The following is a 16,612-nucleotide window of genomic DNA, read 5'->3' on the forward strand; positions in this document are numbered from 1 at the left end:
CACAGGCTGCTCCCGGATAGGTCTTTTGGAAGAGCGGTATGCCAGTCTGCAAATGGTGCGGAGGATGGCTAAAGGGATTCTTCCCCGTCTCTGATGAGAGGGGAAGAGAAGGAACAATCAGCCTTTAAATACCGGCCCGACGGGAAGAAGTTTGCCGGGATTGAGAATGTTGCGCGGATCGAGCGTGGCTTTCAGCGCGCGCATGACGCTGAGTGCACCTTCTCCGTGTTCGGCAGCAAGAAATTCCAGTTTGCCGAGGCCCACCCCGTGTTCGCCGCTGCTGGAGCCTCCCAGCGCAAGCGCGCGGGCAACAATCTTGCGGTCGAGAGCAAGGGCTTGTTGCCGTCCAGCTTCCGTTTCTTCAGTTACAATAAGCGTGTGGAAATTTCCGTCTCCCACATGCCCAAGAATGGCGGCGTAGAGACCTGATGCCAGAATATCGTCCTTCACGCCCGTGATCAGGGTGGTTAACTGGGAAATGGGAACAATACAGTCTGTGCTGATCAGGCGTTGACCGGGATGCAAAGCTTTTACGGCCCAATAGGCGTTATGGCGGGCTTTCCAGAGTGTGGCCCGTTCATCCGCCGTATCGGCCCAGGTAAAGGCCAGTCCGTTATTATCCCGCGCCAAGGCCTCCGTAACCGTGATCTGTTCTTTTACGGCTTCGGGTGAGCCTGCAAATTCAAAGAACAGTGTGGTCAGAGGCTGATAATTATCCAGATTGGAATAACGAATGCAGGCCTGCATCTGCACGTCATCCAGCAATTCCACGCGGGCAATGGGAATACCCATCTGGATGATTTCAACGGCTGTGTTGACGGCATCTTCCAGATTTTCAAACTGGCAGACTGCCGCGGAAAGCTGCTCCGGCTGCCCATGAAGACGGAGCTGAATTTCCGTAATAATGCCCAAAGTGCCTTCAGACCCAATAAACAGGGATGTGAGATCATACCCTGTGGAAGACTTCCGGACGCGCCCGCCCGTCTGGATGACCTCACCATTCGCCATGACGACTGTCAGGCCGAGTACGTTCTCCTTGATGGTTCCGTATCGTACGGCCGCCGTGCCGGAAGCACGCGTTGCGCACATACCGCCAAGCGTTGCTTCACCGCCCGGGTCAACGGGGAAAAACAGACCGGTATCACGCAGAAAGGCGTTGAGGGCCTGACGGGTGACACCTGCCTGAACACGGCAGTCAAGATCAGAACTGTTGACCGCCATGACCTCCGTCATGCGGGAAAGGTCAAGGCTGATCGCACCATCAGGCGGCGTGACATGCCCCTCTACGGAAGTTCCTGCGCCAAACGCCACCACCGGCACCCGGTGGTGGTGGCAAAGGGCCAGTGTTGCGGAGACATCCTGGGTGCTTTCTGCAAACACAACGCCCACGGGCATATTGGCAATTTCCAGAGCCTCGCCATGGCTATGGGCTTCACACACCGAGAGGTTGGTGGAAATTTTGTCTCCAATCTCCGCAGCCAGCAGGGAGAGCACATGCTGGGCGCGTGCCGTGGGATGAAGCGGGAGAGAGGCTTGGTCCGTCATGAATGCTTTCACGTGCTACAGGCAAATTAAACGATAACCATAGTGCCCGTATCTATTGTGCGTCGAGAGGAGGAAGGAAGAGGGAGCGAAAAGTTGAACCTCGGATAACAGTAGGGTCTTCTTCATTTTTGGGCTGCGAAAAAGCACATCAAAAAAATCGCAAGGCTGTATTGCGTACCACTTGAGCCTGACGGCGGAGCAAGAGCGTGATTCCGGACTTTAAAAATTTGGAACTCTGAGAGATAGTGCGTTCTTCGTAAGGAGACAGGAACGTCTGTCGTTCTGTTTTTTGAAGGCTTTACAGCAAGGCTTTGAAGGAAAACGGCGGCAACACGTGCGTGACAAAATAAGGAAGATAAAGATCATGCAAGACCGCTGTGAAGCAAAGGGTGTGGAAGGCGTTAAAGGCCAGGACCCGCGCAAGGCACTGGACAAGACAGGTGTGACGTCTTTCCATGCCGTTTACGCCAATCTTTCCGCTTCTGAACTGGTCGCGGCTGCCTTGGAAAGGCTGGAAGGCGTTTTATCTGAAGATGGCGCGTTGGCAGTTGATACCGGAGAACACACCGGGCGGTCTGCCAAGGATAAATTCATTGTTGATGAGGCTGGTAGCCGGGCCGATGTCTGGTGGAACGTCACTAATCAGAAAATGAGCCCCGAGCATTTTACACGTCTGACAGATACCGTGCGGGGTTACCTGGCCGGGCAGGAGCTTTTTACGCAGGATCTTTATGCGGGAGCAGACCCTGCGCATCGTATTCGCGTGCGGGTGGTGACCACCAATGCGTGGCATGCGCAGTTTGCCCGCAACATGTTCATTCGCCCACCAGTGGAGGATCTGGAAAGCTTCACCCCTGATTACGTTATTCTGCACGCGCCGGATCTGGCGCTTGATGCGGAAACGTACGGATTAAGATCTTCCACAGCCGTTGCCCTTTCCTTTGAGCAAAAGCTGATTGTGATTGCAGGCACCCAATATGCGGGTGAGATCAAGAAATCCATTTTCACGGTCATGAACTGGCTGCTGCCCCCCAAGGGGGTGCTGCCCATGCATTGTTCCGCCAATATTGATGGCGAAGGCAACAGCGCTCTGTTTTTTGGATTGTCCGGAACAGGCAAGACAACGCTTTCCTCTGACCGCAACCGTCCTTTGATCGGGGATGACGAGCATGGCTGGTCGGATGATGGTGTGTTCAATTTTGAAGGTGGCTGCTACGCCAAGGTCATTCGCCTTAACAAGGATGCCGAGCCCGATATCTGGAATGCCTCTCATCGCTTTGGCGTGGTGTTGGAGAATGTGACGGTAGGGAATGGCGGCAAGCTGGATCTGGATGACGCATCCCGCACGGAAAACACGCGCTCCTGCTACCCTACGGATTTTATTCCCAACGCAGTTGCAAATGGTCGTGGTGGCAAGCCGTGTCATGTGCTCATGCTGACGGCGGATGCTTTTGGTGTTCTTCCTCCTGTTGCAAAGCTCACGCCAGATCAGGCGATGTATCATTTCCTGTCCGGCTACACGGCTCGTATCGCCGGGACGGAAAAGGGGCTGGGGGATGAGCCGGAAGCAACATTCTCCGCCTGTTTCGGCGCGCCTTTCCTGCCGCGTCCGCCAGCCATTTATGGGGAACTGCTCCGGAAGCGTCTGGCGGCAGGGCAGGTGTCCTGCTGGCTTATCAACACTGGCTGGACAGGCGGAGCCTACGGCACGGGCAAAAGAATGTCTCTGGCCTATACACGCGCCATTCTGGCCGCAGTGCTGGGAGATACCCTGAAGGACGCGACCTTTGAGGTAGAGCCCTATTTTGGCCTGAGTATTCCGACTCATGTTGAAGGCGTGCCGGATCAGGTTCTTAACCCCGCACAGGCTTGGGCGGATAAGGCCGCTTATGAGGCGCAGGCCAAGAAGCTCGTCGCGTTATTTGAGAAAAATGCGCAGGAGTTTGCTGCTGATGTCAGCCCGGCAGTTCTGCAATCCGTCGCAGGAGCCGCTGCATAAAAGGCGGTTCTAAAAGAGGGTAAAAAAGGGGGGCGAGTTTGCCCCCTTATCTCCGGTGTTAGGCGCAGCGGCGCGGAATGTAGGAGAGTGTGCGGTCGAGCAGGTGTTCCATGTCAGGGCGATGGCATGGGTCAACGTTGTTGGCCACGTGTTGGCGGGCTTGCTGCTTAATACCGTTTGCAGTGCGCAGAGTACCATCTGCATCACCATTTTCTTCAATCAGGTCGGCAATGGTCAGTGAGCGGTCAAACGCCGCCTTAACAATGTCATAGGCCAGACTGTTCACGATGGTTTCAAATTCAGCCCGCCCAAATGGGGACTGGCAGATTGAAAGTTGCGCCTGCGCTTCACCATGATTTTTAATGGCGTTGCGGGCGTCCTGATGATGGAAATAGCGCTGGTGCCACGTACGGGCACAGGCATGTTCACGCTCTGCGGCAAGATGTTCGCGCAGGTTCTTGCAGACATTGGTGCCTGAGCAATGTGTGGACCACGCGGCCAGCCATGCGCTGGCAAAATCCGGATAGCTGTAGCGATGCCACTCAGGGTCTGAGTTCTGGACCTTGTTGGCAAACCGGAAACCCTTGCCTCCGTCCACGCCATACAGAATGGTTCGGGCGGAAGAGCTGAACTGATCCTTACCTAAAATGAGGATGTGCCCGGTATCTCCGCTGTGCATCTGCCGTTGCATGGTGAAAAGATCAAAGAAACATTCATCGTCAATGACGCGGGCAATGTGGGCTTTGACAAATGTCAGAAAGAGGGGGTTACGCACGCCTGTTAATCCACGCGGGCAGAAATCAAATCCCCACCACCGGGACATTTTCACCAGATGGAAAGCCAGTTCGTTGCGAAGGCGAATGAGGGTTTCCTCTCCATCGCCTGCTTCACAAAGAGTTTGCACAGCTTTGAAGCGGCTGAACAGGAGGTTGATCTGAGGAATGAAGCCACGGGTGGGATTGAAATAATCAAGCAGAACTGAAGGCTGCGAATGTGCCAGGTGCCATTGGGCGCTATAGGTGGTGGAGTGCGTCATGTGGTTTTCTTTGCCCATCCCAGGAGAACAAAAAGCTGACTGTTACAGTGCAGCAGTCGCGTCAGCTTGTGGGTGGAGCACGCTGCCAGGATTAGGGAAGACGGACGGGATACCGCCGGCAGGTGCTCCGCCTTCCTTGTTATTGAGAACAAGTATCAATTGCAATAAATATTTTGAAAAAAAATGGAGCACGGGAAAATTACGGAGGGAAAGGGCGGAGCGGATGGAGGAAAATTAAGGCCCACAAAACCCCGAACCGGGAGCAAGCGGTTTGATGGTGAGGCTACCCGGACGCAGCTAAATAGTGTTGTGTTTCAAATTGTTGGATGAGAAAGCAGAATTTCCCCTGAATAACTGTATATATAAAAATATATTCACGCAATTTTGCGCGTGATCTGTATCAATTTCAGATTGTGCGAAAGAACTTAAATAGCGGTTATGCAGTTTGTTACGATAAAAAGGCATGACCACATGACTCTGGGAAGACGGCAGTTTCTACAAGCCTGCGGCACATGCGCAGCCGGAGCCAGCGCAGTAGCGCTGGGGTTTGCACCGCCCAGAGCCTATGCGGGAGATTCACGCCAGTACAAACTGCTTCGGGCCAAGGAAACCCGGAATAACTGCACCTATTGTTCCGTAGGGTGCGGCATTCTGATGTACAGCCTTGGTGATGGCGCTAAAAATGCGAAGCCGAGCATTTTTCACATTGAAGGGGACCCGGATCATCCCGTCAGCCGAGGTTCCCTGTGTCCCAAAGGAGCGGGGCTGGTCGATTTCATTCACAGTGAAGGGCGGCTGAAATATCCTGAATACCGGGCACCCGGCTCAAAGGAATGGAAGCGGATCAGTTGGGAAGAAGCAACAGATCGCATTGCCCGGCTGCTCAAGGATGATCGTGACAAGAATTTCATTGAACGGAATGAAAAAGGCGAACTGGTCAATCGCTGGCTGAGTTCCGGCATGCTTGCGTCTTCCGCCGCCAGTAATGAGACAGGGGTGCTCGATTTCAAGTTTGCCCGTGCCTTGGGCATGCTGGGGCTGGATTGCCAGGCGCGTGTCTGTCACGCGCCGACGGTTGCCGCCCTTGCGCCCACCTTTGGGCGTGGGGCCATGACCAACAACTGGGTCGATATCAAAAACGCCAACGTGGTTCTGATTATGGGCGGCAACCCGGCAGAGGCCCACCCTGTAGGTTTCAAGTGGGTGATGGAAGCCAAGATCCGCAATGGCGCCAAGGTGATGGTTGTTGACCCGCGCTTTAACCGTAGTGCGGCCGTTGCTGATTTCTATACCCCTATTCGCGCAGGATCAGATGCCGCGTTCATGCTGGGGGTTGTGAACTACCTGCTGACACATGACAAAATCCAGCAAGAGTATGTTAAGGCCTATACAAATGCCGCGCTGATTGTCCGTGAAGACTATGATTTTGAAGAGGGTCTTTTCAGCGGGTATGATGCCGAAAAGAAGACCTACGATAAAAGTTCCTGGACATATGAGCGGGACGAAAACGGGTTTGCCCGTCAGGACCCAACCCTGCAGAACCCCCGCTGCGTTCTGAACCTGTTGCGCAAGCATGTGGAGCGGTACACGCCGGAGATGGTGACCAAACTATGCGGCACACCTCTCAAGGATTTCCAGCATGTGTGCGAGGAACTGGCGCGGACCAGTGCGCCGGATCTGACCGCCACCTTCCTGTTTGCGCTCGGCTGGACCCATCACACAAGCGGTTCTCAGGTTATTCGTGCAGCTGCCATGGTTCAGCTGTTGCTGGGCAACATTGGTATGCCGGGCGGAGGGATGAACGCGCTGCGTGGGCATTCCAACATTCAGGGCTATACGGATCTGGGCCTGCTCTCTCTCAGGTTGCCGGGTTACCTGAACCTGCCGTCAGATAAGCAGCAGGATATCGGCACCTATCTGAAGGAAAGCACACCCGCTACAGATGTGCCCGGTCAGGTGAATTACTGGCACCACACGCCCAAATTTTTTGTCAGTCTGCAGAAAACCCTATGGGGTGATCACGCAACCGCTGCCAACAACTGGGGGTATGACTGGCTTCCAAAATGGGACCGCAGCTATGACATGCTGGCCTATTTTGACCGGATGTATCAGGGCAAGGTGAATGGCTACATTGTGCAGGGCTTCAACCCGCTGGCTGCCATGCCGGATAAGAATAAAACTGCGCAGGCGCTGGCTAAGCTGAAGTTTCTGGTGGTGATTGACCCGCTGTCAACAGAGACAGCGTCCTTCTGGCAGAATGAAGGCGTCTTTAATGATGTGAAGGCGGAAGAGATACAGACGGAAGTCTTTCGCCTGCCGTCCTCCTGCTTTGCTGAGGAAAATGGCTCCATTGTCAATTCCGGTCGTTGGTTGCAATGGCATTTTGCCGGGGCTGAGCCCCCCGGTGAAGCGTGGCAGGACGGGCGGATTATCGGCACGATCTTCACGAAGATCCGTGATCTGTACCGCAAGGAAGGTGGCGTATCGCCCGATCCTGTGTTGAACATGCAGTGGAATTACAAGGACCCGGAAGACCCCACGCCCGAGGAAGTGGCACAGGAATCCAATGGCTATGCGCTGGCCGATATTACGGATGACCAAGGGAAGGTTGTCGTGCGTAAGGGCCAGTTGTTGCCCGATTTCTCCGTAATGAAGGATGATGGCACAACCTCCAGCTTTGCGTGGATATTCGCTGGGTCCTGGACAGAAGCGGGTAATCAGATGTCCCGCCGCGATAATACGGATACCGGGTTGGGCTGCACTCCGGGCTGGGCGTGGGCATGGCCTGCCAACCGCCGTATCCTGTATAATCGGGCTTCCCTCGACCCCGCGGGCAAGCCGTGGGACCCCGAACGCAAGATACTGGAATGGACCGGGGATCGCTGGAAGGGGGCAGATGTGCCGGATTATCCCGTTACCTCTCCGCCGGGGAGCGGCGTGAGTCCCTTTATCATGCTGCCGGATGGAGTGGGGCGCCTGTTTGCCTGTGGGGGTATGTCTGATGGTCCCTTCCCGGAACAGTATGAGCCGACGGAATCTCCGTTGGAAAACAATCCGTTGCATCCGGCCGTATCCTATAATCCCACAGCGCGTGTGCTGAAGGATGATCGGGCGCGTATGGGCTCGCCCAAGGATTTTCCCTATGTGGCGACAACCTATTCCATTACCGAGCTTTTCCGGCACTGGACCAAGCATTCACGTCTGAACGCCATTATTCAGCCGGAACAGTTTGTGGAGATTGGTGAAAAACTGGCTCAAAGGCTGCATATTTCTGCGGGAGACAAAGTAAAGGTCTCCTCCGCGCGCGGATATATTGAAGCCAAGGCGGTCGTAACAAAGCGTATCAAGACGCTTAATGTCATGGGCCGGGATCTGGAGCAGATTGGCATTCCTTGCCATTGGGGATTCCGGGGGGCAACGCGCAAGGGCTATCTGGCCAATACGCTCAGCCCCGCCGTGGGGGATGCCAACACCCAGACGCCTGAGTTCAAGGCTTTCCTTGTCAACGTAGAAAAGGTCTGAGGCGCGCGATGAGTATGCAGTCACAGGATATCATCAGGCGCTCTGCCACCAATGGCATGACACCCGCGCCTCAGGCCCGTAGCCATCAGGAGGAAGTCGCCAAGCTGATTGACGTCTCTCTCTGCACCGGGTGCAAGGGGTGTCAGGTTGCGTGTTCAGAATGGAATGATCTGCGCGACGAGGTAGGGCATAACGTTGGGGTGTATGATAACCCCGCCGATCTTGCGCCCGAAACATGGACCGTTATCCGCTTTGATGAAGTGGAAGATGAAAGTGGCAAACTGGAGTGGCTGCTGCGCAAGGAAGGCTGCATGCACTGCGCGGAGCCCGGTTGCCTGAAGGCTTGCCCCAGCCCCGGTGCCATTGTGCAGTTTGCCAACGGTATTGTGGATTTTCAGTCGGACCAGTGCATAGGCTGCGGCTACTGTGTTGCCGGGTGCCCGTTTGATGTGCCGCGTATCAGCAAAAAAGATAACAAGGCTTACAAATGCACCCTGTGCGCAGATCGCGTGGCAGTAGGGCAGGAGCCCGCGTGCGTTAAAACCTGCCCCACGGGGGCCATCGCTTTCGGCTCCAAGGCGGACATGAAGCAGCTTGCCGCTAACCGAATTGATGAACTGAAAAGCCGAGGGCATGAAGGCGCAGGCCTGTATGACCCTGCGGGTGTTGGGGGCACCCACGTCATGTATGTGCTGACACATGCGGACACACCGGAGATTTATCATCGGCTGCCCAAGGACCCGTATATCAGCCCGGTTGTACGCGGCTGGAAAGAATGGCTCAAGCCCGTGGGGGCGCTTGGATTTATTGTCACTCTGGCCGCCTCCTTTGCCCATTACGTGGGGGTTGGCCCTAACACGACAGATGAAGAAGACCAGCCGGAACCCAGGCAGAAAGAACTGGTGGATGCCGGAGGGCCCCCGCAACAGCGCCCTGAAGACGAGCGTGCGGAAGGGAGGGACTAATCATGGATACGAGAAATTCTGTTCTGCGCACCAAGTTTTTTGACCGGATGTGCCACTGGACCATGGTGGCCTGCTTTTTTCTGGTGGCCATGTCCGGGCTTTCCTGGTTTTTCCCCAGCCTGAACTGGTTAGGAAACGTTCTGGGAACCCCACAGACAGCGCGCATCCTGCATCCGTTTCTTGGTACAGTGGTGTTTCTGCTGCTTGTGGTCATGTTCTTCCGGTTTGTGCATCATAACCTGCTGGTAAAAACGGATATGATCTGGTTCCGGCATGTGCTTGACGTGCTGATGAACAAGCATGGTGAAAAGCTGAGGATTGGCAAATATAATGCCGGTCAGAAGCTTCTGTTCTGGGGGATCATGTCCCTTATTTCTGTGCTGTTTTTTACCGGTATCGTGATCTGGCGCGCCTATTTTGCAGCGCTCTTTCCCATCCCGGTTATTCGGCTTGCCTTGCTGGCGCACGCCACGGCCGGGCTTGGGCTGATCCTGCTGGTGGTGGGGCACATTTACATGGGTCTTTGGGTACGCGGCTCCATTACGGGTATGCTGACAGGCTATGTATCCCGCGCATGGGCAAGGCAGCATCATGACCGCTGGTATGATGAAGAGGTCAAGCCTGCCCCTGATGCCCCGGTGAAGCATCATTCATGAGCGCTTTTTTTTCTGATCTTCCGCCGCTGGATAAAACAGTTCCCGGTGTTCAGGCCATTGAGCCCATTATCCTGCCACGGCTGGCGGTTTTGTATCGCAGGCGGGCGGAGCGTTTGCGCCAGCTTGATCAGCAGGCCCAAACCACCGAAGAGGAAGATGGCACCCCACAGCGGAATGAGGGATATCTGGGCTTTGCCGCGCGTCTGGTTGATGAACAGGCTCGCTGGCTCAGGGACGCCCCACTCAGTGCGGATGATGCAACCCCTGTCAGTGCGTTGCTGGGAGACGGCCTTTCTCGCCCAGAGCGGCCCTCTGCTGCCATGCTGGAGAAAAGTGCCTACTGGCAGGATGCCTTCAGAGGGATGGTTGAAAACCTGTCTCCTTTTATGCCTGAACCGGCTGCGGCTGGCCTGATTGATCTGCTCTATGCTGATCGTAATGAACTGGCAGCAAAGGCCGCAGCCCTTCTGGGTGGAGACTATGCGGCTGTTGATGCAGGGCGTTCCGTGATTCTGTGGGCGGCCCTTTCCGTGTTCTGGGCGCAGGCCGTTGCCCTTGCCGCACCGGAAGGCGCGGCGGGCGAGGTGCTTGAGACAGGGGGAGCCCGCTGTCCCTGTTGCGGTGCTCCGCCTTCCGGCGGTCTGGTGCTGACAGGAGACCGTGAGGGATTGCGCTACCTTCAATGTAGTCTGTGCGAGACACGCTGGCACAAAGTGCGTGCGACATGCAGTGTGTGCGGCGGAACAGACCACGTGGATTATTGGTCCTTTGAGACAACAGATGCAGTCATTCAGGGAGAAACCTGTGGGGATTGCCACGGCTATGTGAAGCTCTTCCGGCAGGACAGGGACCCGGCGCTGGAAGTGGTGGCGGATGATCTTGCCTCGCTCGGGCTGGACGCTGCTCTTGAAGAGCAGGGATATGTGCGGGCCACGCTGAATCCGTTTGCTTTTCCGGTCTGATACGCAGCGTTTGGAACACCCACCCCTTCCAGACGCTGCAATAGAAAGAGCAAGACCTTGCGGTGGCTTGCAGAGCGGGGGCATCGGGTAAACTGATGGTGGCGCTGGCACAAAATGGCGCTCATGCTTTTTTATGCCGGAAACAAAAGTAACAGGTGGTGATGCGGAATAGTTTTACAGGTTTGGTCGATTATCCAACGGCTTTGCAGCTTGTGCTGGCCTGCGCGGGAAAAAGATCCGACCAAGCCGAGAATGTGCCACTCTCTCACAGTAACGGGCGCATTGCCGCGCAGGATGTGCTGGCTGTTTCTGATCGGCCCGTAGCTGATATTTCCGCTATGGATGGCTACGCTTTTGCCCACTCAGCAATGGCCGCAGCGCCCGCAGGACTGAGGGTGGTTGGGCAGAAAGTGGCAGGTGACATGCCTTCAGTGCTGAAAATGGGTGAAGCGCAAGGGATATTGACCGGCGCCCGTATTCCGCCGGGGGCAGATTGCGTGATGGCGGGTGAGCGCATGCAGCTTGACCCCCAGACAGAATGTGTTCGCCCTCTTCATGCCCTGGCCGAACAAGGAGCCAATATCCGTCGCAAGGGCGAGGAATTTACGCGCGGTACCTGTCTTATTCGGCGAGGGCAGGCGTTGGATTGGCGGCATATCGCTTTGCTGGCAAGCCAGAATGTGCAGCAGGTGGCGGTGGTGCGCCCGCTTCGTATTGCCGTGGTGGCAAATGGCGCGGAATTAGCAGCAGACGCACCGGATGCCCGGGCGGACTCAAATACACCCATGCTGGCGGCGTTGCTCGCCTCTGCCGGGGCCGAAGTGGAAACACATGTGGTTTCTTCAGATGACGCGGATCAACTGCGCGCTGTTCTTTGCTCTGCTTGGGAACATTCAGACATGCTGGTAACCACTGGTGGCATATCGGTGGGGGATACAGATAACGTTCTGGATGTTCTCAAGGAACTGGGTGCCGGGGTCCTGTTTCGTGGCGTTAAAATCCGGCCGGGCAAGCCGCTGTCCATTCTGGAGCAAGACGGAAAACTGGCCTTCTGTCTGCCGGGAAACCCAGGGGCTTCTGCTGTCTGTGCACTGGTGTTCCTTTTGCCGTATCTACGCTCAGTGATGGGGGACGCGCACGCGCCTGTCCTGATATCTGGCACTGTCGATTTTGAACTGGTCCCTGCGTGCGATACTACGCATTTTGTCCCTGTTTTCTGTCAGTCTGACGGTTTGGGGTGGCGCATTTCTCTGCTTCCCACAGTTGGGGCCTCAGATATTATCGTGTTGACACGTGCCAATGCGTTGTTGCGGGTTGACCCGCATGCGCCTGTTATTGCGGGACAGACGCGTTGGGTGCTGCCCCTTCATATCAACTGAACAGAGCAGGAATTTTTCAGGATAAATTCCGCTATGGCGCCTGTGTTGTCCAGATCGAGAGTTAAACGGGATGAAGGCACAGCAGATGGGGTGGTGGTTGCCACAGCAAGAATGTTGGTCTGCGTTTTGAAAAGCGGTTCTTTTCCAACTTCGGGCCGGTAAACCTCAAGCGCTGCGGGAATGGAGGCATGAAACCCTTCAATAATAACCAGATCCACAGGCGCCATATGGCCGAGAACGTCACGCAGGCTCGGTTCTGGCTGAGTATGCTGTAAAACCCACCGATCAGGTGTGACGAGCATGACCTCGCATGCTCCTGCCTGACGGTGGATGAAGGAATCCTTGCCTGGCTTATCAATATCAATGTGGTGATGCGTATGTTTGATAGTGGAAACGCTGAGGCCACGTGCGCGTAGGGCTGGCAGCAGGCGCGCCATCAAATGGGTTTTGCCGGAGCCGCTGCGGCCTGTAAGGCCAATAACGGCTTGCTGCCTGGGTCTGGACATGGCGGCTCCTGAAGTGCGGACGATTTTCTGCTCTACCAGAGATCATCCGTAGGTGCGAGTGACCGAAAGAAACGGTGGAAACAGGGAATTCTTTTCGAAGGACTATGCAATTTCAGGCGTCAACTGCGTTCAGATTCAGAACATACGGAGTGCAAAGCACGGAAGGATTGAGAATGGGCTATCTGTTGCATGGCAAATGGCATGCGGCCCAAGGCGCCAGGCATGCCTCGGATGAAAACGGAACATTTTCGCGTCAGCCGTCACAGTTCAGAAACTGGATTACACCCGATGGCAAGGCTGGACCAACAGGGGAGGGAGGGTTTCGTGCGGAACCAGGACGCTATCACCTTTATGTTTCTCTGGCCTGTCCGTGGGCTCACCGCACCCTGATTTTCAGACAACTGAAAGGGTTGACTGGTCATATTTCCCTCTCCGTCACACATTGGCTGATGGGCGAGCAAGGCTGGACGTTTGAGGCTGGGCCGGGTGTGCAGCCAGATCCGCTTCATTCTGCCCGTTTTCTGTATGAACTCTATGTGCGGGCTGATAGCGCTTATTCAGGCAATGTGACTGTTCCCGTACTGTGGGACACGTATCGAGATACAATTGTCAGCAATGAATCCGCCGACATCATTCGGATGATGAACAGCGCTTTTGATGAAGTGGGGGCGCGGGAAGGGGATTATTACCCTGTTCTGCTGCGTGGTGAGATTGATGCGGTGAATGAGCGTATTTATCGCACGCTGAATAACGGGGTTTATCAATGCGGCTTTGCACAATCCCAGCAGGCTTATGAACGCGCGCTGAATGATCTGTTTGCAACATTGGACTGGCTTGAACACCATCTGCGTGGCAGGCGCTGGCTGGTGGGAGAGCAATTGACGGAAGCTGACTGGCGTCTTTTCACCACATTGATACGCTTTGATGCCGTTTATGTGGGACACTTCAAATGTAACGTCCGCCGCCTGTGTGATTATCCCGTGCTCAGCCGCTATGTGGAGCGGCTCTACGCGTTGCCGGGCATTGCAGAAACTGTGAGTTTCTTTCACATCAAGCACCATTATTACCTGAGCCATCCTTGGCTGGACCCAACAGGAATTGTGCCGGTAGGTCCTCAACCGCCTTTTGGCGCAGCCCGTATGGCGGTAAGCCTCTCGGGAGAAGGAATTGAAATACCATGACAGAACGTACTCTGACAGAGATCCTGGAAATAGAGGACGACCATGAGCGTCGGATCGAACTGCTTATCCTCCGGCTGCCAGAAAAGGCGCGGCCTGCTGTGCGGTGGATGCGCAAGCCACAGGCTCGTTGGGCGCGGATCCCGGCTGGGATATTGCTGATCTGCGGTGGTTTTCTCTCCATTCTACCGGTTCTGGGGCTTTGGATGCTGCCTTTGGGGATTGTGCTTCTTTCTGAAGATGTCGCTTTTCTGCGGCGTCTGACAGATCGGGCGTTGGCGTGGGTAGAGCGGCGCAAACCGCACTGGCTTGGGTTGGAAGCCGTCAAGGCAAGTTAAGGCTTCCTGCTGTCTGCATGGGTCTGATGCATGCGCGGGGTGTCACGCTCTCTGTATCCTCGCGGTATAGTGAGGTCATGACAGATCAAGCCACACCCGTTCCATCCCCCCAGTCTATGATCCGTGTTCGGGGCGCACGGGAACATAATCTGAAAAACGTTGATGTCGATTTGCCGCGTGACCAGTTGGTGGTTTTCACCGGGGTTTCAGGGTCTGGTAAATCCTCACTGGCCTTTGGCACAATCTACGCCGAGGCGCAGCGGCGCTATCTTGAATCTGTCTCTCCTTACGCACGGCGACTGTTCAACCAGATGCCTGTGCCTGCGGTGGCGAGTATTGAAGGGCTTCCGCCTGCCGTCGCCTTACAGCAGCAAAGGGGAGGGAGCAGCGGACGGTCCACTGTTGGCAGTGTCACCACGCTTTCCAATCTGTTGCGTATGCTTTACTCGCGCGCCGGGTCTTATCCGCCGGGTATGGCGCGGCTGGAAGCTGAATCCTTTTCTCCCAATACGCCTATGGGGGCATGCCCTCGCTGTCACGGGCTAGGAAGCATCTATGATGTGACCGAGAAAACGCTGGTGCCGGATGATACTCTCAGCATCCGGCAGCGTGCCGTGGCGGCTTGGCCTACCGCATGGCAGGGACAGAACCTGCGCGATATTCTGATCACGCGTGGGGTTGATGTCGATAAGCCGTGGAAAGATCTGCCGCAAAAAACGCGCGACTGGATTTTATACACGGAGGAAACGCCGACTGAACCCGTTTATCCGGGCCGTACGCATGAAGACGTTCTGGCCGCCATAAAACGCGGAGACCCTGCGGATTATAACGGCACCTTTACTGGCGCACGGCGGTATGTGCTTCAAACCTTTGCAAAATCCCAAAGTGCGAAAATGCGGGCGCGGGCGGCATCCTTCATGGTCAGTTCGCCATGTCCCCTTTGCCATGGTCAAAGATTGAATCCGGATGCTCTCAAAGTCACATTTGATGGGCGGAATATTGCGGAATTTTCGGCCCTTCCGTTGAAGCATATTGCTCAGGCATTGCAGGATATGCAGCCGCACATGACCGGGCTGGATGCGGTGAGTGTCGCGGCGCAAGGCATTGTAGCCTCGCTGATTGAGCGGATTGCCGTGCTACTTGATCTGGGGCTTGGCTACCTCCAGCTCAGCCGGAGTGTGCAAACTCTCTCTCCTGGCGAATATCAGCGCTTGCGGCTTGGCACTCAAATCCGTTCCAATCTGTTCGGGGTGGTATATGTGCTGGATGAACCCAGCTCCGGTCTGCATCCGGCGGACACACAGGCGCTATTGAGAGCGCTTGATGGTCTGCTGGTAGCGGGAAATTCCCTACTTGTGGTGGAGCATAATCCGGATGTTATTCGGCGCGCGCAATGGCTGGTGGATGTTGGACCACAGGCGGGCGAGCGTGGCGGCCAGGTGCTTTACAGTGGCCCGCCTGAGGGCCTGAAAAACGTTCAGGCTTCCCAGACACGGCATTATCTATTTGATGCTCCCACAAAGCGGGAGACGCCGCCGCGGGTGGCTGAAACGTTCCTCAAGCTGGCAAATATCACGTGGAATAATCTGCAGGATCTTGATCTTTCTCTGCCATTGGGCGTGTTGGTGTCCGTCACGGGAGTTTCCGGTTCTGGAAAATCCAGCCTGATTCAACAGGCATTGGTTTCCATCGTTTCTCGTGCTTTGGGTCAGCCGGTTGCGCTTGACGAAGATACTGAAGAAGACGCGCCTTTTGATCCGGCGGAAGCCGGACAGCCGCAAGGGCGTGTTGTTTCGGGTTTGGAAAAGGTGCGCAGGCTTGTGGTTATTGACCAAAAGCCCATAGGCCGCACACCGCGTTCCAACCTCGCAACGTATACCGGATTGTTTGATCTGGTGAGGCAGGCCTTCGCCGCAACACCGGAAGCAAAAAAGAGACGGTTTGACGCTGGCTGGTTTTCCTTCAACGTTGCCAAAGGTCGCTGTCCCAAGTGCGAGGGAGTGGGGTCCGTGATGGTGGAGCTCCTCTTTTTGCCTAGCGTGTATGCCCCATGCCCGGACTGCCATGGCGCGCGATATAAGCCAGAAGTGCTGGCTGTTACGTTGCGTGGTAAGACCATAGCGGATGTGTTGACTATGAGCGTGGATGACGCCTGCACTTTTTTTGCGCAGGACAGCGCTCTGTCCCATGGGTTTGAAACATTGCGGGAGGGTGGGCTGGGATATCTGCGGCTTGGCCAACCGGCAACGGAACTTTCCGGCGGTGAAGCACAGCGCATCAAACTGGCGACAGAACTGCAAAAACGCAGGGCGGGTCATGTTCTGTATGTGCTGGATGAACCCACCACAGGCTTGCATCCGGCTGATGTGGACCGGTTGCTTAAACAGCTTCAGCGGTTGGTGGACCAGAACAACAGCGTGGTTCTGGCTGAACATGACATGCGTGTGGTTGCCGCGAGCGACTGGGTTATTGATATGGGGCCCGGTGCCGGAGAGGACGGGGGGCATATTGTAGCCAGTGGAACAC

General features: G+C 55.6%; 12 protein-coding genes (1 of these 12 only partly in view). 9 read left to right on the forward strand and 3 right to left on the reverse strand.

The window, feature by feature from the left end:
- Positions 1–117: 117 nt before the first annotated feature.
- Positions 118–1,545, reverse strand: coding sequence for an FAD-binding oxidoreductase (locus tag ASN_RS15795; protein WP_058988767.1), 1,428 nt, complete (start codon positions 1,543–1,545; stop codon positions 118–120).
- 364 nt (positions 1,546–1,909) lie between these two features.
- Between ASN_RS15795 and pckA the strand changes: the two genes are divergently transcribed.
- A complete protein-coding gene (pckA, locus tag ASN_RS15800; RefSeq protein ID WP_082666733.1) occupies positions 1,910–3,544 on the forward strand; it encodes a phosphoenolpyruvate carboxykinase (ATP) in 1,635 nt (544 codons plus the stop codon).
- A gap of 58 nt (positions 3,545–3,602) precedes the next feature.
- Here the strand turns inward: pckA and ASN_RS15805 are convergent, their stop codons facing one another.
- Complete coding sequence (locus tag ASN_RS15805) at positions 3,603–4,580, reverse strand: hypothetical protein (protein WP_039904141.1); 978 nt, start codon at positions 4,578–4,580, stop codon at positions 3,603–3,605.
- Positions 4,581–5,051: 471 nt separating this feature from the next.
- Here ASN_RS15805 and fdnG point away from each other — a divergent pair, with 471 nt between their 5' ends.
- The 5 genes from fdnG to ASN_RS15830 all read left to right on the forward strand — a co-directional run bounded on the left by fdnG (position 5,052) and on the right by ASN_RS15830 (position 12,064).
- Positions 5,052–8,102: a formate dehydrogenase-N subunit alpha gene (gene fdnG, locus ASN_RS15810; protein ID WP_082666734.1), complete on the forward strand. Its 3,051-nt coding sequence runs from the start codon at positions 5,052–5,054 to the stop codon at positions 8,100–8,102.
- A gap of 8 nt (positions 8,103–8,110) precedes the next feature.
- A complete protein-coding gene (fdxH, locus tag ASN_RS15815; RefSeq protein ID WP_058988768.1) occupies positions 8,111–9,067 on the forward strand; it encodes a formate dehydrogenase subunit beta in 957 nt (318 codons plus the stop codon).
- 2 nt (positions 9,068–9,069) lie between these two features.
- Positions 9,070–9,723: a formate dehydrogenase subunit gamma gene (locus ASN_RS15820; RefSeq protein WP_058988769.1), complete on the forward strand. Its 654-nt coding sequence runs from the start codon at positions 9,070–9,072 to the stop codon at positions 9,721–9,723.
- Entirely contained in the window at positions 9,720–10,685 is a 966-nt protein-coding gene (gene fdhE, locus ASN_RS15825; protein WP_058988770.1) for a formate dehydrogenase accessory protein FdhE, read from the forward strand. The genes ASN_RS15820 and fdhE overlap by 4 nt, the downstream gene beginning before the upstream one ends.
- A 161-nt stretch (positions 10,686–10,846) precedes the next feature.
- Complete coding sequence (locus ASN_RS15830) at positions 10,847–12,064, forward strand: molybdopterin molybdotransferase MoeA (protein ID WP_058988771.1); 1,218 nt, start codon at positions 10,847–10,849, stop codon at positions 12,062–12,064.
- Here ASN_RS15830 and mobB read toward each other — a convergent pair.
- On the reverse strand, positions 12,052–12,570 hold the full coding sequence (gene mobB / locus ASN_RS15835) for a molybdopterin-guanine dinucleotide biosynthesis protein B (RefSeq protein ID WP_058988772.1): 519 nt from the start codon (positions 12,568–12,570) through the stop codon (positions 12,052–12,054). The two genes, ASN_RS15830 and mobB, sit on opposite strands and share 13 nt — an antisense overlap.
- Before the next feature lie 173 nt (positions 12,571–12,743).
- Between mobB and ASN_RS15840 the strand changes: the two genes are divergently transcribed.
- The 3 genes from ASN_RS15840 to ASN_RS15850 form a co-directional block, all read left to right on the forward strand.
- A complete protein-coding gene (locus ASN_RS15840; RefSeq protein ID WP_058988773.1) occupies positions 12,744–13,751 on the forward strand; it encodes a glutathione S-transferase family protein in 1,008 nt (335 codons plus the stop codon).
- Positions 13,748–14,086, forward strand: a complete 339-nt coding sequence (locus ASN_RS15845) for a hypothetical protein (RefSeq protein WP_058988774.1) — start codon at positions 13,748–13,750, stop codon at positions 14,084–14,086. Before ASN_RS15840 ends, ASN_RS15845 begins: the two co-directional genes overlap by 4 nt.
- A 77-nt stretch (positions 14,087–14,163) precedes the next feature.
- Positions 14,164–16,612: the 5' portion of an excinuclease ABC subunit UvrA gene (locus ASN_RS15850; RefSeq protein WP_058989406.1), read on the forward strand. Its footprint extends 65 nt past the window's final position; 2,449 of the gene's 2,514 nt are visible here — the first part of the coding sequence; the start codon lies at positions 14,164–14,166; its stop codon lies off the right edge, out of view.

The sequence above is a fragment of the Acetobacter senegalensis genome (genome assembly GCF_001499615.1).
Classification (GTDB): Bacteria; Pseudomonadota; Alphaproteobacteria; order Acetobacterales; family Acetobacteraceae; genus Acetobacter; species Acetobacter senegalensis.